The organism is Brassicibacter thermophilus (genome assembly GCF_055378355.1).
Genome location: NZ_AP042446.1, coordinates 963,451 through 981,697 on the forward strand (window position 1 = coordinate 963,451; position 18,247 = coordinate 981,697).

21 protein-coding genes are annotated in these 18,247 nt (G+C 29.3%); 20 read left to right on the forward strand and 1 reads right to left on the reverse strand.

Features of this window, described 5'->3' with window-relative positions; all coding sequences use genetic code 11:
* Positions 1-100 precede the first annotated feature (100 nt).
* The 7 genes from ACZ41D_RS04600 (at position 101) to mtnA (ending at position 7,089) form a co-directional block, all read left to right on the forward strand.
* Complete coding sequence (locus tag ACZ41D_RS04600) at positions 101-541, forward strand: OsmC family protein (RefSeq protein WP_464152752.1); 441 nt, start codon at positions 101-103, stop codon at positions 539-541.
* A gap of 136 nt (positions 542-677) precedes the next feature.
* Positions 678-1,655 carry a mannose-6-phosphate isomerase, class I gene (gene manA / locus ACZ41D_RS04605; protein ID WP_464152753.1) on the forward strand — a complete coding sequence of 326 codons (978 nt, stop codon included), beginning with the start codon at positions 678-680 and terminating at the stop codon, positions 1,653-1,655.
* 416 nt (positions 1,656-2,071) lie between these two features.
* Positions 2,072-2,956, forward strand: coding sequence for a Cof-type HAD-IIB family hydrolase (locus tag ACZ41D_RS04610; RefSeq protein WP_464152754.1), 885 nt, complete (start codon positions 2,072-2,074; stop codon positions 2,954-2,956).
* Positions 2,957-3,010: 54 nt separating this feature from the next.
* The gene (locus ACZ41D_RS04615; protein WP_464152755.1) at positions 3,011-3,772 is read left to right on the forward strand and encodes a DeoR/GlpR family DNA-binding transcription regulator; all 762 of its coding nucleotides are present in this window, start codon (positions 3,011-3,013) and stop codon (positions 3,770-3,772) included.
* Between the two features lie 99 nt (positions 3,773-3,871).
* Complete coding sequence (locus tag ACZ41D_RS04620) at positions 3,872-4,672, forward strand: M55 family metallopeptidase (protein WP_464152756.1); 801 nt, start codon at positions 3,872-3,874, stop codon at positions 4,670-4,672.
* A 61-nt stretch (positions 4,673-4,733) separates the two neighbouring features.
* Positions 4,734-6,020 (forward strand): amidohydrolase, encoded by a 1,287-nt coding sequence (locus tag ACZ41D_RS04625; RefSeq protein ID WP_464152757.1) that lies wholly within the window; start codon positions 4,734-4,736, stop codon positions 6,018-6,020.
* Between the two features lie 25 nt (positions 6,021-6,045).
* A complete protein-coding gene (mtnA, locus tag ACZ41D_RS04630) occupies positions 6,046-7,089 on the forward strand; it encodes an S-methyl-5-thioribose-1-phosphate isomerase (RefSeq protein ID WP_464152758.1) in 1,044 nt (347 codons plus the stop codon).
* An 83-nt stretch (positions 7,090-7,172) separates the two neighbouring features.
* Here mtnA and ACZ41D_RS04635 read toward each other — a convergent pair whose 3' ends face one another.
* Positions 7,173-7,442, reverse strand: coding sequence for a hypothetical protein (locus tag ACZ41D_RS04635; RefSeq protein WP_464152759.1), 270 nt, complete (start codon positions 7,440-7,442; stop codon positions 7,173-7,175).
* A 346-nt stretch (positions 7,443-7,788) separates the two neighbouring features.
* Here ACZ41D_RS04635 and glnA point away from each other — a divergent pair, with 346 nt between their 5' ends.
* The 13 genes from glnA to ACZ41D_RS04700 all read left to right on the forward strand — a co-directional run bounded on the left by glnA (position 7,789) and on the right by ACZ41D_RS04700 (position 18,235).
* On the forward strand, positions 7,789-9,141 hold the full coding sequence (gene glnA / locus ACZ41D_RS04640; RefSeq protein WP_464152760.1) for a type I glutamate--ammonia ligase: 1,353 nt from the start codon (positions 7,789-7,791) through the stop codon (positions 9,139-9,141).
* A gap of 187 nt (positions 9,142-9,328) precedes the next feature.
* On the forward strand, positions 9,329-9,928 hold the full coding sequence (locus ACZ41D_RS04645; RefSeq protein WP_464152761.1) for a hypothetical protein: 600 nt from the start codon (positions 9,329-9,331) through the stop codon (positions 9,926-9,928).
* 50 nt (positions 9,929-9,978) lie between these two features.
* Positions 9,979-10,245, forward strand: coding sequence for a hypothetical protein (locus ACZ41D_RS04650; RefSeq protein ID WP_464152762.1), 267 nt, complete (start codon positions 9,979-9,981; stop codon positions 10,243-10,245).
* 14 nt (positions 10,246-10,259) lie between these two features.
* On the forward strand, positions 10,260-11,558 hold the full coding sequence (locus tag ACZ41D_RS04655; protein WP_464152763.1) for an NAD(P)H-hydrate dehydratase: 1,299 nt from the start codon (positions 10,260-10,262) through the stop codon (positions 11,556-11,558).
* A gap of 121 nt (positions 11,559-11,679) precedes the next feature.
* Positions 11,680-12,297, forward strand: a complete 618-nt coding sequence (locus tag ACZ41D_RS04660; protein WP_464152764.1) for a LolA family protein — start codon at positions 11,680-11,682, stop codon at positions 12,295-12,297.
* A gap of 49 nt (positions 12,298-12,346) precedes the next feature.
* The gene (gene alr / locus ACZ41D_RS04665) at positions 12,347-13,531 is read left to right on the forward strand and encodes an alanine racemase (RefSeq protein ID WP_464152765.1); all 1,185 of its coding nucleotides are present in this window, start codon (positions 12,347-12,349) and stop codon (positions 13,529-13,531) included.
* A 153-nt stretch (positions 13,532-13,684) separates the two neighbouring features.
* Positions 13,685-13,960, forward strand: coding sequence for a CopG family ribbon-helix-helix protein (locus ACZ41D_RS04670; RefSeq protein WP_464152766.1), 276 nt, complete (start codon positions 13,685-13,687; stop codon positions 13,958-13,960).
* Between the two features lie 2 nt (positions 13,961-13,962).
* Positions 13,963-14,313 (forward strand): type II toxin-antitoxin system PemK/MazF family toxin, encoded by a 351-nt coding sequence (locus ACZ41D_RS04675; RefSeq protein WP_464152767.1) that lies wholly within the window; start codon positions 13,963-13,965, stop codon positions 14,311-14,313.
* A gap of 61 nt (positions 14,314-14,374) precedes the next feature.
* Positions 14,375-14,920: a hypothetical protein gene (locus ACZ41D_RS04680; protein WP_464152768.1), complete on the forward strand. Its 546-nt coding sequence runs from the start codon at positions 14,375-14,377 to the stop codon at positions 14,918-14,920.
* Between the two features lie 29 nt (positions 14,921-14,949).
* Positions 14,950-16,041, forward strand: a complete 1,092-nt coding sequence (locus ACZ41D_RS04685; RefSeq protein ID WP_464152769.1) for a glycosyltransferase — start codon at positions 14,950-14,952, stop codon at positions 16,039-16,041.
* An 87-nt stretch (positions 16,042-16,128) separates the two neighbouring features.
* Positions 16,129-17,259, forward strand: coding sequence for a glycosyltransferase (locus tag ACZ41D_RS04690; protein WP_464152770.1), 1,131 nt, complete (start codon positions 16,129-16,131; stop codon positions 17,257-17,259).
* A complete protein-coding gene (locus ACZ41D_RS04695; RefSeq protein WP_464152771.1) occupies positions 17,259-17,723 on the forward strand; it encodes a DUF4330 domain-containing protein in 465 nt (154 codons plus the stop codon). Before ACZ41D_RS04690 ends, ACZ41D_RS04695 begins: the two co-directional genes overlap by 1 nt.
* Before the next feature lie 17 nt (positions 17,724-17,740).
* Positions 17,741-18,235: a DUF4330 domain-containing protein gene (locus tag ACZ41D_RS04700; RefSeq protein WP_464152772.1), complete on the forward strand. Its 495-nt coding sequence runs from the start codon at positions 17,741-17,743 to the stop codon at positions 18,233-18,235.
* Positions 18,236-18,247: the final 12 nt, after the last annotated feature.

The window sequence follows — 18,247 nt, forward strand, 5'->3', positions numbered from 1 at the left end:
ATTAAATTTTTCACTAATTTATGATATAATAATATCAAAACAAAATAATAATTTAACTAAAAATGTTATAAATTTAACAAATTTTAAGGAGGTATGGGCAATGGCATTAACAGTATTTAAAGGTACGGCAAAGCTTATTAATGGTATTACTATTGAATGTGAAGCAAGAGGACATAAGTTTATTTTGGACGAGCCAGCTTCTTTAGGAGGAGCAGATAAGGGCATGAATCCAGTTGAAGCAACCTTATGTGCTTTAGGTGCTTGTCAATCAATTGTAGCTGGCTGTTTTGCAAAGGCAAAGGGAATCAATCTTAAAGAATACTGGGTAGAAGTAGAGGGGGATTTAGACACTCGAGGATTTAAAGGACAAAAAGATGTAAGACCTGGTATTCAAGCAATAAGGTGCAAAGCACATGTCAAAGCTGATAATACTGAAGAAGAAATAAAAGAATTTGTTGAATTTGTTGAAAATACTTGTCCAGTTGCAGATACTATTAAAAACTCAGCGGTACTTTCTACAGAAGTAATAATTGAGAAGTAAATTAATTGTCGGTAAATTGTGTAAAAAGACCCTATCTTAAAAATAATAAAGATAGGGTTTTTTATGTAATAGTGATTAAATTTTGTCTTACAGGTATTAATATTTACACAACAAATAAAAAATTAGGAGGACTAATATGTATCCGCTAAAGTTTATAAATTTATATTACGAAAAAATTTGGGGTGGAAGAGATTTAGAATTGTTTAGAGATAATTTACCAGAAGGAAATATTGGTGAAACATGGGATGTAGCATGCCATAAGAATGGTATGAGTATAGTTTCTAATGGAGAATTAAAGGGTAAATCTTTAAAGAATTTAATAAAAGAATATAAGGATGATTTATTAGGAACAAAAATAAATAAAGATAGGTTTCCTCTTTTAGTTAAGCTTATTAATGCTAGAGAGCCTTTATCTATTCAGGTTCATCCAGAAAATGATTACGCAAAAAGAGTAGAAGGAGATTTAGGGAAAACTGAAGCGTGGTATGTTGTAGAAGCATTTGAAGGAGCAAATCTAATTATAGGAGCCAAAGAAGGAGTCACAAAAGAAGATATAAAAAAAGGTCTCAAAAATGGAGATATAGAAAAATATTTAAATAAAGTAGAAGTAAAAAAAGGTGATGTATATTTTGTAAAAAGCGGACTTATACATGCAATTGGTGGCGGAGTTGTTATAGCTGAGATTCAGCAAAATAGTGATACAACTTACAGAGTTTATGATTATGATAGAGGACGAGAAATTCATGTAAAAAAAGCTTTAGATGTAATAAACCTAGAACTAAGTTCAAAAAAAAGAAAAGGATTAAAGGTTAGCAGAAAAGGATATGATAAGATTTACCTATGCCTTTGTGAAGAATTTTCTTTAGAATTATATGATATAAAAGAAAAAGCAGTAGAATGCAGCGATAAAGAAAGATTTTTTATTTTTACTTGTGTTGATGGAGAAGGAACAATAGTTAGCGATGAAGCAGAAGAAAAAATCAATAAAGGAGATAGTATTCTAATACCAGCTTCATTAGGGAAGTATACTTTGAAAGGTGAAATGAAATTGCTTAAAAGTTATGTTCCAGATGTTGAAAGAGTACGAGATGAAATTTTAAGTGAAGTAAAGTGATTATAGTTGGATTCTTATAAGGGTGTCAAGTATAATAATTAAAATAAGTATGTGAAAAATAAAGTTTAATTTTAAATAATTGTACTATTTCAGATACAGTATTTACACCATTTCCACTTATATTGTCAATTCTATTTATTATGGGGCTACAAATTGGGCTCCAGCTGCTGCAGCCATAAGGGCTTGCTGAGCAGTAAAAATAGCTGTAGCAGTTACTTTTTATCCCCTTTGATTTTAAAATTTTCATAGCCTTTATACCTTGTAGTAATTATGAAAATTTCTCATTATATTATTGTTTTGTATTATTGTTTATTGTTTAATATTATTGTATAATTAAATTAGGTAATTATCAAGCTTTTGGAAAAAATTAATTTTGAATGAAATATTTAGACTTAGACTAGGTAGGAGTGATAGATATGTACAAATTGTTAGCTTTAGATATGGATGGAACATTACTTAATGATAATAAAGAAATTTCACAAATAAATAAAGTTGCAATAAAAAAAGCTATGGAAAAAGGAGTGCATGTAGTATTATGTACCGGAAGAACAATTCAAGGTATACAGAAATATATAGAAGAGTTAGAAATAGATAATGATGACTGTTATTCTGTAACTTGTACAGGGTCATATATTATTAATAATACTAAAAAAGAAATAGTTAGAAATACTTATTTAAGTACTGAGGACATAAGATTTGTATATAATGTAGCAGAAAAATTAAATGTCAATGTGAATTTTATAGATTATGAAAATATATATACTCGTAAAATAGGGTTGTTTAGTAAAATAGACGCTTTAGCAAATAATCTTAATTTAAAGTTGATAAGTTTTAATGAAATTAGTGACGAATTTAGTGCAATTAAAATGACCCTTATAAATGAGGACGGAAGTGTGGAAGAAGAAATTAGGAATATCGTTCCTAGTATTAAAATAGGAGATATAGATTTGGAAAGCAGAAAAGACTATGATGTAAATTTATTTAAGGATGATTCTAGAATCCCTAAGGAATTATTAAAAAAATATACGGTAGTAAAAACTACACCTTTTACCCTTGAAATATTAAGCAGAGGTTGTAATAAGGGAACGGGAGTTGAAATTGTAGCAGAGAAACTTGGAATAAAACGTGAAGAGACAATATGTATAGGAGATTCAGGCAATGACAGACATATGATTGAGTATGCAGGATTAGGTGTAGCAATGGGGAATGCTTTCCCAGAGATTAAAGAAATTGCAGATTATGTAACACTTACAAATGAAGAACATGGAGTTGCTCATGTAATTGAGAAGTTCATTTTGTAATACAAACGAGATAATTAAAATTTTGAAACTGGATGCCTATAGAGAGGTGATAAGGTGTTTGCAGAAGAAAGAATAGAAGAAATAGTTAAAATTTTAAATCATAAAGGTAAAGTAGTCGTAAAAGAATTGAGCACTAAATTTAAAGTTACAGAGGATTGTATAAGAAAAGATTTAAAGACTTTAGAAAAACAGGGAATTATAAAAAGGACATATGGAGGGGCAGTTTTAGCAAGACAAGTTGCTAGTAATAAATCTGTTGTGAATAGGAAGAATGTTAATATTGAAGCTAAACGTAAGATTGCTAAAAAAGCATTTGATATTATTGAAGATGGAGATACAATATTTTTAGATATTTCTACAACGAATATTTTATTGGCTGAGATGATAGCAAAAAGTAATAAGAGGATAAAAGTAGTAACTAATATGATTGATGTAATTAGAGCTTTTTCAAATTCGTTAAGGCAAGAAGTTATTTGCATAGGAGGATTTTATAACGCTGATTTAAACGGTTTTGTGGGTTCTAGTTCTATTGAGAGTATAAATAAATACAAATTTAACAAAGCATTTATTGGAAGTTGTGGAGTTAACTTATTTGAAAAAAGTGTAACAACTGTTGATGTTGAAGACGGTTATACCAAAAAAGCTATTATTAACTCTGGCAAAAAAGTTTATTTAGTAATGGAAACTAATAAATTCTACTTTGATGGAGTTTATAAATTTGCGGATATATTTGATGTAGATGCTATAATAGTCGACAAAGAACCTGAGAAAAATATAAAAAAGGTTCTAGAAGAAAATAATATAGTATATTTATAAGTTATTAAACAGCCTCCCTTTAAAAAAAGTTTATAATGAAATTTTTTCAAATAAATAATATAATTAGATTAAATGATTAAATTTTGGGGAGGGATTAGTATGAAAATTTATATTAGTGCTGATATAGAAGGTACTACAGGTATAGCAAATTGGGATGAAACTGAGAAAACAAAAGGGGATTATCAAAAATTTGCAGAGCAGATGACTAGAGAAGTAAATGCTGCATGTGAAGGAGCGTTAGAAGCAGGAGCTAAAGAAATATGGATAAAGGATGCCCATGATTCTGGGAGAAATATTGATGCTTCAAAACTTCCAGAAGAAATTAATTTGATAAGAGGATGGAGTGGACATCCATTTTCTATGGTTCAGGAATTAGATGAAACTTTTGATGCTCTTTTGTTTACTGGATACCATTCACCAGGAGGTTCAAATAGCAATCCACTATCGCATACTATGAGTACTTCAACAGTTAATTATATAAAGCTAAATGGAGAACTTCTAAGCGAGTTTAGACTTCATTCATATATTGCAGCCATGTTAGGAGTACCTGTTGTTTTTTTAAGTGGTGATAAAGGTCTTTGTGATGAAGCAAAAGCTCTCAATAGTAATATTAAAGTTGTGGCAGTGAATAAGGGAGTCGGAGGATCAACTATAAGCATTAGCCCTAATTTATCTATTAAATTAATAAAACAAGAAGTAAAAAATGCTTTAATGGGAGATTTAGAAAAATGTAAAATAAAGCTTCCAGAAAAATTTGAGCTTGAATTAACCTTTAATCAACATACTAAGGCGTATAGAGCTTCCTTTTATCCTGGAATGAAATTAGTATCACCTAAACAAACTTTAATGCAAACTACTGATTATTATGATGTATTAAGAGCAATTTTATTTTTAGTATAATGTTAATTTAATTGTAGCAAGTGAGGAACCGTCCCTACTTGCTAGTTTGGGAGGGATCGTTTTGAACATATTGATTAAAAATGCTGATTTACTATCTATGAAAGATGGAGAGAATATTCAAAATGGTGTAGACATAGCAATTGAAGGAGATACAATAAGATATATAGGGGATATTCCAAATGATTTTATACCTAATCATATTATAGATGCTTCAGGAAAGCTTGTGATGCCAGGAATTATAAATGGACATACACATGTAGCAATGTCATTATTTAGAAATTATGCAGATGATTTGCCTTTATGGGAGTGGCTCAACGATAAAATATGGCCATTAGAGGAAAAATTAAGTGAAGAAGATATTTATTGGGGGACTATGCTTAGTATAGTAGAGATGATAAGATCAGGAGTTACTTCTTTTGCAGACATGTATTTCTTTACGGATGAAACTGCAAAAGCTGTAAAAGAAACAGGAATAAGGGCTAGCTTAGCACGAGGATTAGCGGGTGGAGATAATGAAGATGATACTAGGCTTAATGAGGTTAAGGAATTATACTATAAATGGAATAATTATGATGATGGAAGGATAACCATAATGGCTGGACCACATGCAATATACACTTGTAGTCCAAAGTATTTATCGAAAGTGGTTAAACTTGCAGAAGAATTGAATATAGGGATACATATACATTTATCTGAGAGCAAAAAAGAAGTAGAGGAAAGTTTTGATAAGTATGGGAAGTCGCCAATAGAACATGTGAAGGATATAGGGCTATTTAAACTTCCTACTCTAGCGGCACATTGCGTTCATGTATCGGATAAGGATATTGATATATTAGCTGAAAATAATGTAAGCGTAGTAAACAATCCTACTAGTAATCTTAAACTAGCAAATGGATTTGCACCAATAGAAGATATGATTAATAAAGGAATAAATGTGGCTCTTGGGACAGATGGCTCTTCAAGTAATAACAATCTTAATATGTTTGAAGAGATTCATTTAGCTTCTATTATAAATAAAAGTGTAAATCAAAGTGCTACTTCTATACCTGCATATACTGCAATTAAAATGGCTACTGTTAATGGAGCGAAAGCATTAAACTTATATGATAAAGTTGGAACTATAGAAACAGGTAAAAAAGCTGACATTATCATCATAGATATGAATAAACCTCATCTTTGTCCAAAACATAATATTATTTCTTCCTTGGCTTACTCAGCTCAAGCGTCAGATGTTGAAACTGTGATTATAAATGGTAAAATAATTATGGAAAATTATGAGATGAAAACGGTTGATATCCATAAGGTTATGTTTAATGTTAAAAAACGAGTAAGAAAATTAATACAATAGCCTAGATGTAAAGGAGGTATGCTAAATGGATTCCATAAAAACATTGGAATATAAAGATGAAGTACTTCACTTAATTGATCAAAGGAAGCTTCCAAATACTTGTGAAGATTTTGTTTGTAATACATATAAGGATGTGGAATTTGCAATAAAAGATATGGTTGTAAGAGGTGCACCTGCTATTGGGGCAACTGCAGCCTATGGTGTAGTCATTGCTGCTAAGGAATTTGTAAATTTAGATAAGAATGAGTTTATGAAAAAAATGGACGAGGCATGTAGTATATTAAATAAAGCCAGGCCAACTGCTGTAAACTTGATGTGGGCTGTTAAGAGAATGAGAAAGGTTTTAGAAGAGAATAAAAGTTTAAGTGTTAAAGAAATATATGAAAAGTTAAAAGAAGAAGCGGATAAAGTATATTATGAGGATATTGAAACCAATAAAAAAATGGCTAAGTATGGTAATGAGATAGTTCCTCATAATGCTACTATACTGACTCATTGCAATGCAGGAGCATTGGCTACTGCAGGATATGGGACAGCTCTTGGAGTTATAAGAGAAGCACATTATAGTGGTAAAAATATTTTTGTATATGCTGACGAAACACGGCCAAGATTACAAGGAGCAAGGCTTACAGCATGGGAACTTGTTCAAGAAAAGATACCTGCAAAATTAATATCTGACAGTGTAGCAGCTACACTTATTAGAGATAGAAAAATAGATTTGATTATTGTTGGAGCTGATAGGATTGCTTTAAATGGAGATACAGCTAATAAAATAGGTACATTTATGCTTTCAGTTGTTGCTAAAGCTTACGGAGTACCATTATATATTGCAGCTCCAGTTTCAACTATTGATTTTGATATAGAAACTGGCAAAGAAATAAAAATAGAAGAGAGAAGTATTGATGAGGTTACTCATATAGGCGGTATAAGAATTGCACCTGAAGGAATTGACGTTTATAATCCAGCATTTGATGTAACACCTCATGAAAATATTGCAGGAATAATTACAGAGAAAGGGATTGTTAGAGCACCTTTTAAAGAAAATATCTTAAAATTGAAAGAAAGATAAAAATTAATTATTTATCATTTATATTATAGTTTTAAATAAAAAAGCTAGAGATTATCAAAATAAATTCTCTAGCCTTTTATTTGTTATCCGCTTCCGCTAAAAATACTTCCTCCGCTTTCAAAAGAAATAGTAAAGCACAAGGTTGTAGTTGGGGTTATATATATGGTTAATTCAGCAGCTGTTGCTTCTCTTCTTGTTCCAGGGGAAAATGAAAGGTCAAATGGTATACATGATTTCATTAGTAAGGTTGTAGCAGCATTTATTTGTTTTATTGTTAATATGTCATTATCCATAATTTTTTTAAAAGTACTAGTAGATAAAATTTGGATTATTTCTGAAGCCATGTTTTTCACAAAAATTCCCCCAACGTATAAAAATTTATAATTTGAAAAATTTTAACTTTAAAGTAATTATGCAATTATCTAATCTAATAACATTATATGACTAATAAGTGAGAGATTGAACAATAATAATGTATAAGATTTTGAAATAATATGCATATAAAAAATAAAATTATAACATTGAAATTAGACCTATATAAATTAAATATTTATGGATAAAGAATTTTACGTTTCATTAGTAGAAAAATAAATTTGAATATAACAAGATGAAAACGTTTATACAAAAAAATGCAAAAATATTCACTTGATTTTGTTAAAAAATAGTAGTAAAATAAAAGATATTTAAGGAGGGATGCTGATGAAATTGCGAGATATGGATAGAAAGAGTCAGATGGATTTTATTATGGAAGTAGTACGAAAGAATGATATTAAGTTTATAATTTTACAAATAACTGATATCTTTGGAGCGGTTAAAAAAGTTACACTTCCTATTAGTCAGTTGGATAAGATATTTCAAAATGAAGTTATGTTTGATGGTTCATCTATAGACGGTTTTGCTCGTATAGAAGAATCAGATATGTATCTTTATCCAGATTTATCAACTTTTATCGTACTTCCGTGGAAAACTCATAATGGTTTTAATGCAGCAAGAATTATCTGTGATGTATATACCCCCGATGGGAAGCCTTTTGAAGGTTGTCCAAGATATGTTCTTAAGAGAGCTATAGCTAAGGCGGAGGAAAAGGGATATACTTTTAATGTTGGTCCAGAACCAGAGTTTTACATTTTTAATGTTGATGAAAATGGTGAACCAGTTTTAGAGAGCAATGATAAAGCAGGATACTTTGATATGTCTCCTATGGATAAGGGAGAAGAAGTTAGAGAAACAATTGTCATGGCTTTAGAAGGATTAGGCTTTGAGGTTGAAGCATCACACCACGAAGTTGGGCCGGGACAACATGAGATTGATTTCAAGTATGCTGATGCGTTAACTACAGCAGATAATATCATAACATTTAGATATGTAGTGAGAAAAATTGCCGACGATTTAGGATTATTTGCTACCTTTATGCCAAAACCTGTAGCTGGTATTGCAGGATCTGGGATGCATTTAAATATGTCACTGTTTAAAGGAGATAAAAATATTTTCTTTGATTCTAATAAGACTAATGGACTTAGTGATGAAGCGTTATTTTTCATTGGAGGCTTAATAAATCATGCTAAAGGTTTTACGTCTATTACCAACCCACTAATAAACTCATATAAAAGATTAGTTCCAGGATTTGAAGCACCTGTATATATTGCTTGGTCGGAAAAAAATCGAAGCCCTTTAATTAGAATACCTGCAAAGAGAGGTTTATCTACTAGACTAGAACTGAGAAATCCTGACCCATCTTGTAATCCTTATCTTGCTTTAGCTGTTACACTTACCGCTGGATTAGAAGGATTGGAAAAAAAGATAATGCCCCCTGCACCTGTCAATAAGAATATTTATTCAATGAATTTAGAAGAAAGGCTAAATGGAGAAATAGATTGTCTTCCAAAGGACTTATTTTTAGCTATAAAACAATTAGAAAAGGACGAATTAGTAAAAGAGGCACTGGGAGAACATGTAACTAAAAAGTATATATCAGCTAAGATTAAAGAGTGGGAAGAATATAGAATGCAAGTACATCAGTATGAATTAAATAAATATTTGAGGGCGTATTAGAAAACACTTAAGCAACCATTATAATATAATGGTTGCTTAAGTGTTTTTATATGAGAGTAAATATAAAAATTAAGGTTATGTTTTTAAAGCATAATAATTAATAAGCTTAAAATTGTTCATTTATAGTATGATTAAACTATTTATTTAAATTTTCTATTATAGTATAATTAAATTAGAGGTGAATCGGATGTTTTCTAAAGATATAGATATTGATTATAATATCATTTTAAGGAATAAAATTCCATTATTGGTAAACGATAAAAATTGGATTGAAATTTTTGGCGATGTTGATGATAAAAACATACAAAATTTTTCTAAAGAACTTAAAAATACTATAAAAGAAAAAAATGAAAAAGAGAGAATGTTGATAAGATTAAAATCTGAAAAAAAACATGTCATAAGTAAAATATGGAGCCTCTCTGATAAGATTAATAATGGAGATTGTGATGAAAACATTAAGTTAATGGACGATTATGAAAAACAAATGTATGATATAAATAATGAAATAGATAAACTTACATTTGAGCTTGAAACTATGCCTAACACAATAAGAGAAATAAATTTTAAGTTACTAAAAGCTACCATAAAGTATTTTTATAAAGAGTTAAAACCTAGTGAAACTAGATTAAATGAGATAAATGATGAAATTGAAACATTAAAAGAACGGTTAAAAAATCTTTTAAATGAAAAATATGATTACGAGGAAAAGATAAGTAAAAGTTATAGTTTCTTGCACAAAATTTTAGGAAGTAAAGAAATGGAGAAACTTGATGAAAATATGATGTAAAAATATGTATTATATATTTAAAGTTTATTTTTCTTGAAGGGATGATATTAATGCCGCTTAAGATATGGATGGTTTTGTTATTATTATTTAGTGGAGCAGAAATATTTTTTAATGTATTTACAATTATATTCGCAAAAATTATTTCACTTTTCAAAAAAAATTATACAATAAGTGAAAACATAAAAACTGCTATAAAATTGATATTTGTAATATTATTTTTTGTAGGTGTAATTTATTTTTTGATTATAGTTGTTAAAGTTATATCTGCTTGGTTTGGTATACCTTTAGACAAAAATATATTTGATATTTTTAGATAAGAAGAGGTGTAATAATGATTCAGGGTAATGGAATAGATATAGTAAAGGTAGACAGAATAAAAAAAGCTATAGAAGAAAATAGTAGATTTTTAGAGAGACTTTTTTCAAAGAATGAATTAAAATATATATATAGTAAAAACGAAAATAAAAATACTGTAGCAGGCATGTTTGCAGCAAAAGAAGCTGTAAGTAAGGTATTGGGAACTGGAATTAGCAATTTTAAATGGAAAAATATAGAGATTTTGCATGATGAGCTTAACAAACCATATGTTAATTTAACAGGTGTGGCAAGAGATATTGCTATAAGAAAAAGAATAGACAATATTCATATTTCTATAAGCCATGATTCTGGTATAACTATAGCTTTTGCGATTGGAGAAGGTGGAATGAGCAATAAAATAGTTGATAATAACATAAAGATAAAACGTAGTTCTGCAGATTATCAAATAATTGATAGACAATTAGTAAAGGATATTATTCCAGTTAGGAAAAAAGAAAGCCACAAAGGAACCTATGGGAGAGTAGGAATAATTGCAGGTAGTATAGGGATGACAGGGGCTGCTTGCTTGACTGCTTCTGCAGCATTAAGAAGTGGTAGTGGATTGGTTTATAGCTTTGTACCTAGATCTTTGAATAATATTTTTGAGATTAAGTTAACTGAAGTTATTACAAAGCCAGTTGAAGATTTAGGAAAAGGGCATTTTACCGAAGAGTCTGTAACCGATGTTTTGAAAGAAATAGAAAATATCCAGTACTTTGCTATAGGGCCTGGCTTGGGAGTAGATTTAGAGAGAGTTAGATTTATTAAAGAGATGCTAAATAATATTCATAAACCTATAGTGCTTGATGGAGATGGATTAAATTGTTGTGTTGAAAATACAGAGATATTATCAAATAGAGGAATTGTAACAATTATAACACCTCACCCTGGAGAACTTTCTAGACTTATAGGAAAAAGTGTAGATGAAATACAAAATAATAGGATAAAATATGCTAAAATTACTTCTCAAAAATTTGGAGTTATAACTGTTCTAAAAGGAGCAAATACTGTAGTTTGTAGTCCAAAAGGAGAGGTTTTTGTTAATACTACTGGGAATCCGGGTATGGCTACTGCAGGCAGTGGTGATTTGTTAACTGGCATTATAACAAGCTTTATGGGTCAAGGCATTAAACCTTTAGAAGCAGCTGCTGCAGGAGTTTATATTCATGGATTAGCAGGTGATTTAGCTGCTTCTAAGAAAGGACAATATGGAATAATAGCTTCTGATATATTGGAACATATACCTTATGCAATACAAGAATTATTTAAGTAAAAAATTTGCATAATTATAGGTGTACAAAAGATAAACTTTTTTAAGTTATATTTTTTAGTTATATAGAGTATTGAAAATATGTGTGTTTTTATCTTATATTAATGGAGGATGATATTATTTTATGAAAAAAGTATTAGTTGGTTTGTTATTGGCTGTTTTGTTATTAATGACTCATTGTAGTAAACCAACTAATGAAGAATTCTTCCATGAAGCACAGAAGAAGTTAAATAATATTGACTCATATAGCTGTAAGGTTAAAGTAGAAATTGTAGGAAATATTAGTACGCAGAAATATGAGATGAAGCAAATGTTCAAAGTGCCAGATAAATATATAATAGAAGTTATCGAGCCAGAAGAAAGTAGAGGATTTAAAACTATCTTTAATGGAAAAAAAACATGTATTTATCATCCCAATATAGATCAATTTTTTTTATTAGATGATGGTAAATATGAAAATGAAGATTTATTCATAGGATTTTTTTTACAAACTCTTAATACCTCTGAACATGCTATACTCGGAGAAGATATTATTAATGAAGAAGAATATTTAACTATTGAAGTAGAGATACCAGGAAACAATATATACAGGAGATATAAGAAACTATGGGTTAGTAAAGAGAATTTTCAACCTAAAAAATTGGTAATTTACGACAATGACAAAGAAAAAAGCTGTGAAGTATTGTATTATGATTTTAAATATGATATTAATTTAAGTGACGATGATTTTTGTTTTCTTTAACAAGTTATAAATATGTTAGATAATTTTAAGAAAGAAGGGGAAAAAATACATGAAGGGCATAAAAAGCGTTAGACCTGTATGGGTTGAAATCAATTTAAACGCTTTAGCCCATAACATGAAAGAGGTAAAAAAAATAGTAAAAGACAATACGTTAATTGCTGCAGTAGTTAAAGCTAATGCTTATGGTCATGGAGCAGTTATGGCGTCTAAAGTTTTTTTGAAAAATGGTGCTGATGTGTTAGCTGTAGCAACATTGTCTGAAGCCATTGAATTGAGAAGATCAGGTATAAAAGCTCCAATTATTATTTTGGGGTATACTCCTAATTATCAAATGGATGAAGTTGTAAGATATGATATAATTCAAACTATATACAATTATGAACAAGGATTTAAAATATCTAATGAAGCAAAAAAACAAAATAAAAAAGCGATAATTCATCTAAAGATTGATACTGGAATGAGCAGGATAGGGTTTTTGCCAAATGAAAATTCTATTGAAGAAATTACTAAAATTAATGAATTGCCTAACTTAAAAATTGAAGGTATTTTTACTCATTTTGCTGTTGCTGATAAAAAGGATAAATCATTTACAAGAACTCAATTTAATAGATTTTTGTGGGTTAATAATCAGCTTAGTAAAAGAGGAATAAATATACCTGTAAAACATGTATCTAATAGTGCTGCTATTATTGATTTACCAGAATATAATTTGGATATGGTAAGGGCAGGAATTATGATATACGGATTATATCCATCAAATGAAGTAAACAAAGATAAAATTGATTTAAAACCTGCAATGACTTTGAAATGTAGAATTTCGAATGTTAAGACTGTACCAAAAGGTACAGGTGTAAGCTATGGACAAATTTATACTACAAAGGGAGAAGAGAAAATTGGAACAATACCAATAGGATATGCTGATGGATTTACAAGATTGCTTACAAATAAAGCTACAGTATCAATAAATGGAAAGCGGGTACCAGTCATAGGAAAGATATGCATGGATCAATCTATGATAAACTTAACAGGCGTAGATAATGTTAAAATTAATGACGAAGTTGGTATATTTGGGAATGGAGAAAACAATATCCCTCATATAGACGAGGTAGCACAAGCATTGGGAACCATCAATTATGAAATAGTGTGTATGGTAGGTAGAAGGGTTCCTAGGGTTTATATAATGGATGGAAAAGTAATTGCAGCTGAGGATTATATTTTAGGTAATATTATATAATACTGCATATTTTTATAATTATATTGACACAATTATTATTAAGAAATGCTGTAAATTCAGCTGCATGGAATATACTATATATTTAAAGGTTATATATTTTAGACTGTACTAATATATATTTAATAAATAATTATTAAGCCTGGAGGTGGGGCAATGGCTGAAACAAAAAGGATAATGATAAGCCTGCCTAATAGTTTACTTGAAGAAGTTGATGGACTATTATCTGTTGAAAATAAAAATAGGAGCGAATTTATTAGAGAAGCTATGAAACTCTATATAAGGGAGAGAAAAAAGATACAAATGGGCGAGAGGATGAAGAAAGGTTATGAAGAAATGAGCCAAATCAATTTAACTTTAGCAGAGATGGGACTAGAGGAAGATATGAAAGAATTAGATAAATATGAAGTTAAATTGACGAGGTGTGAATAACTGTGGTAGTAAAAAGAGGAGATATTTTTTATGCTGATTTAAGCCCTGTTATAGGCTCAGAACAGGGAGGTGTTAGGCCAGTATTGGTTATTCAAAATGATATAGGCAATAAATATAGCCCAACAATTATTATTGCAGCAGTTACATCTCAAATTAATAAAGCCAAGTTACCTACTCATGTCGAAATAAGTGCTCCAGATTATGGATTTACAAAAGATTCTGTTGTACTGTTAGAACAAATTCGTACTATAGATAAAAAAAGATTGAGAGAAAAAATTGGTCATTTTAGTGAAGAAATGATGCACAAAGTTAATGACTGTTTAAAGATAAGTGTTGGGTTGGCAGATTTATAATAAGGCATGGAGAAATCCGTGCTTTTTATGCTTAATTATGTATAGAAGGAGGATACTGATATTGAAAATGATAAAGGAGAATAAAAAGTATATTATTTCAACAGCTTTAGTAGGTATTATTACAGTTTCTCTTATAATGGCAAAACCGGTTTTTAGTGATCCAGGTTCACAAGATGATCCGTTGGTTACTTTAAGCTATGTTGAGAATAGAGTTAACCAAATTATATATTATATAGATGAAAAAATTAAATCTTTAACTGATTCAGTAGAGCAGAATAAAGAAGATATAGAGCAGATTTCAAAAATTACTGGAAAAGAAAATATTAATAGTGTTTCAACAACATCAAATTTGGAGGTTGTAGAATTAACGAGTGGACAAAGCTTAATATGTAAGAATGGGACAGAAATAATTTTAAGAGGTGGAAAAGCTAAAGCAATTGCAAGTGAATTAGGAGGTATATGTGACGTAACAAGTGGACAAGATATAGGCATGGGGCAAGATATTCCAGCTAACCACTTACTTATTATTCCGAGAGATGATGGAAGAGGTGTTTATGTAGAAGAATACGGAATATTTTTGGTGAGGGGTGAGTATGAAGTAAGATAGTATAAAGTAAATCTGAAAGGAGAGTAACAATGGATGTATTGCAACTATTTATTGGATTTGAAAAAGGCGGTGCTGAAAAATATATAATTAATATTGTTGAAAAGTTAAAAAAGAGGAATGTTAACTTTCATATAATTTGTGATCATAAAGGTAATAATCATGAAAAAGCTGAAAAAATATGTAACGATGTCCAATTAATTAAAATGAGAAATATTTTTGATATAATAGCTGCATATAAAATAGCTAGGTTTTGTAGAAAAAACAATATTAAAATTATACATACCCATTTTTTGAGAGAAAACATAATAGCAGTAATATCAAAATTATTTAATCCTAATGTAAAAGTAATTTGGACAAACCATTTGATTTACGAAAAAAGCAGATTATTAAAATGGATAAATAGAAAGTTTTCAAAATATGTGAGCAAAATAATATGTGTATCTGAGGCTGTTAAAAAGGCTACCATAGATGAAGGAATTTCACCTGAAAAAACTGTAGTAATATATAATGGTGTAGATACTGATCTATTTAAACCTACCTATACTAAGGATATTAAAGCTGAATTAGGAATTAATAAAAATGAAATAGTTCTTACTACAGTTGCAAGGTTTTATGAAGTTAAGGGATACGATTTTTTATTAGAAGCTTTAAAAGAATTGAAGAAATTTAATTTTAATTTTAAGGCTATACTTGTAGGAGATGGAAGTGACTTAATAAGGATAAAGGAAAAATCTAAGCGACTTGGCCTTGATGATAATATTATATTTACTGGATATAGAGAAGATATACCTCTAATATTGACTGCATCGGATATATATTTGTCACCTTCTAAGAGTGAAGCAATATCTTTTTCTATTTTGGAAGCATTATCTTGCAAGGTACCTGTTGTAGCTACTGAAGTTGGTGGAGTTCCAGAAATATTTAATAAGGGTAAATGCGGAATTTTGGTACCTTATGGTGAAGCAAAAAGATTTGCTGAGTCTATTTATGATTTGTATAATAATAAAGTGAAGTATTATGAAATTCAACAAAATGTTAGAGATATAATAATTAATCATTTTTCATCAGATAATATGGTTAATATGACTTATGAACTCTATACTAATGTGATTAATAAATAAAAAAATTATATAAAAATATAAGATTTATAGCTAGCATATTATTTGAAGGAGGGCTGAACCTATCTATTTATTAGATAGGTCTATTATATGAAAATATTACATTTAATAAGTGGAGGCGACACAGGAGGAGCAAAGACTCATGTGATAAACCTGCTGACAGAGCTTCAAAATAAAATAGATGTTAAGCTTATATGTTTTCTAAAAGAGGATTTTTATTATGAATTAAAGGAAAAGGGTGTGAACATAGAAGTTTTTGAACAGAAAAAGAGGTATGATTTTTCTGTTATAAGGAGACTTATAAATGAGTTAAAAGAGGGGCAATATGATTTAATTCATAGTCACGGTGCAAGGGCTAATTTTATAACTTTTATGTTAACAAGGTTTTATAATATACCAACGGTTACAACAATACATAGTGACTATTTGTTAGACTTTAAAGGAAATTTTTACAAAAATATTGTTTATAAAAATATAAATTTACTTTCTCTTAAATCTATTGATTACTATATCGGAGTATCTAAAAAGTTTCATGATATGATGGTAGAAAGAGGATTTCAATCAGATAAGGTATTTACTATTTATAATGGTATAGATGTAAAAAATGTTCCTAAAACTATAAAGAAAGAAGATTTTTTGAAAAAATATGGTATAGAAACTGATGAAAATACAGTTGTAGTTGGAATATTGGCAAGACTACACCCAGTAAAAGGAGTGGATGTTTTTTTAAGAGGCGCAAAGAAAGTACTCGAACAACGCGACGATGTTATATTTCTCATAGGAGGAGATGGCATAGAGAAGGATAATCTTATTGAGCTAGCAAATGATCTTGGCATTTCAGAAAAAGTATATTTTTTAGGATTTATCGAGAAACCATATGATTTTCTTAACTCATTAGACATAAATACTATCACTTCATTTAGTGAAAGCTTTACTTATACTATTTTGGAAGGCGGCATTTTAAAAAAGCCAATTGTTGCGTCGAATGTAGGAGGATTAAATGACTTAGTTATAGAAAATAAAACAGGATTATTATTCGAAGCTGGAAATGAAGAATTATTGTGTCAGAAACTTTTAAAATTAATTGATAATAAGGAAATGAGAACTAGATTTGGTAATAATTTATATCAAAGTATTTGTGATAAATTTTCTTCTTCCAAAATGGCAGATAAGCAAATATCAATATACAAAGAAATTTTGAGTAGGCAGGTGGATAAATAATGAAGAAAAAATTCAACTGGATTGATGTAGTAATATTATTAATTATTGTAGCTGCTTTAGGTTTTATAATAAAGTTTTTTTCTGATAGGTCAAATGATTATGCTGTAAATAAAGAAACTGTACAGGTTACTGTTAGAATTGATGAAGTTAGACAAGAAACCGTAAATGTAATTAATGTTGGTGATATTTTTAAAGACCAGGATACAAACCAAGTGTTTGGTAAGATTATTGATAAAAAAGTTACTGACGCATATAGAACAGTAGAAACTGGAGATGGAAAAATTGTGAAAAGTGTAGTACCTAATAAATACTCTATTTATATTACTCTTGAAGGGGATGCTATAGTAACTGATGATTATATAAAATTAGGTGGCAGGGATGTAAGAATAGAAGGGACTATTTTCCTTAAAAACAATGTAAGTGCGGTTAAAACTAAAGTTGTTGATATTAAATTTGTTAAATAGTAATAGGAGGAATTTAGATGAAGCTTATAGATGAGAAAGGGAAAATTTTTAGCTTTATAAATATTATTGATTTTGCTATAATTCTAGTGATTGTGGTACTTGTAATTAGTGGCTTTTATAAAGTGAAATATGTTAATACATCAAACTCTATAGAACCTAAACCAGTTCATATAAGAATTTTTGTTGCTGAAAGAGAAGATTCTAGCTTAGATAAAATAAAAGTAGGAGATGTACTAAAAGAATATGATACTGGAATTATACTTGGAACGATAAGAAATATTGATGTAAAGCCTTCTACAAGGGAAGTAGAAACTATAGATGGTGAGATAAAACTAGCTGAGGTTCCTGACTTGTATGATTATTATATTGATATTGATGGAGAAGCTATAGTAACTGAAAACTCTATAATGTCTGGGAATAAAGAATTAAGAGTAGGAAGCAAGCTTGTACTTAGGACAAAGATATATGCATTAAATTCAATAATATTAGAAATAGAAGAAAAACAAGAATAAAGGAATGATTTT

Bases quoted from the DNA above. Each gene is read 5' to 3' on its own strand.
- ACZ41D_RS04600 (WP_464152752.1), top strand. From the start codon at position 101: ATGGCATTAACAGTATTTAAAGGTACGGCAAAGCTTATTAATGGTATT.
- manA (WP_464152753.1), top strand. From the start codon at position 678: ATGTATCCGCTAAAGTTTATAAATTTATATTACGAAAAAATTTGGGGT.
- ACZ41D_RS04610 (WP_464152754.1), top strand. From the start codon at position 2,072: ATGTACAAATTGTTAGCTTTAGATATGGATGGAACATTACTTAATGAT.
- ACZ41D_RS04620 (WP_464152756.1), top strand. From the start codon at position 3,872: ATGAAAATTTATATTAGTGCTGATATAGAAGGTACTACAGGTATAGCA.
- mtnA (WP_464152758.1), top strand. From the start codon at position 6,046: ATGGATTCCATAAAAACATTGGAATATAAAGATGAAGTACTTCACTTA.
- glnA (WP_464152760.1), top strand. From the start codon at position 7,789: ATGAAATTGCGAGATATGGATAGAAAGAGTCAGATGGATTTTATTATG.
- ACZ41D_RS04645 (WP_464152761.1), top strand. From the start codon at position 9,329: ATGTTTTCTAAAGATATAGATATTGATTATAATATCATTTTAAGGAAT.
- ACZ41D_RS04650 (WP_464152762.1), top strand. From the start codon at position 9,979: ATGCCGCTTAAGATATGGATGGTTTTGTTATTATTATTTAGTGGAGCA.
- ACZ41D_RS04655 (WP_464152763.1), top strand. From the start codon at position 10,260: ATGATTCAGGGTAATGGAATAGATATAGTAAAGGTAGACAGAATAAAA.
- ACZ41D_RS04660 (WP_464152764.1), top strand. From the start codon at position 11,680: ATGAAAAAAGTATTAGTTGGTTTGTTATTGGCTGTTTTGTTATTAATG.
- alr (WP_464152765.1), top strand. From the start codon at position 12,347: ATGAAGGGCATAAAAAGCGTTAGACCTGTATGGGTTGAAATCAATTTA.
- ACZ41D_RS04670 (WP_464152766.1), top strand. From the start codon at position 13,685: ATGGCTGAAACAAAAAGGATAATGATAAGCCTGCCTAATAGTTTACTT.
- ACZ41D_RS04685 (WP_464152769.1), top strand. From the start codon at position 14,950: ATGGATGTATTGCAACTATTTATTGGATTTGAAAAAGGCGGTGCTGAA.
- ACZ41D_RS04690 (WP_464152770.1), top strand. From the start codon at position 16,129: ATGAAAATATTACATTTAATAAGTGGAGGCGACACAGGAGGAGCAAAG.
- ACZ41D_RS04695 (WP_464152771.1), top strand. From the start codon at position 17,259: ATGAAGAAAAAATTCAACTGGATTGATGTAGTAATATTATTAATTATT.
- ACZ41D_RS04700 (WP_464152772.1), top strand. From the start codon at position 17,741: ATGAAGCTTATAGATGAGAAAGGGAAAATTTTTAGCTTTATAAATATT.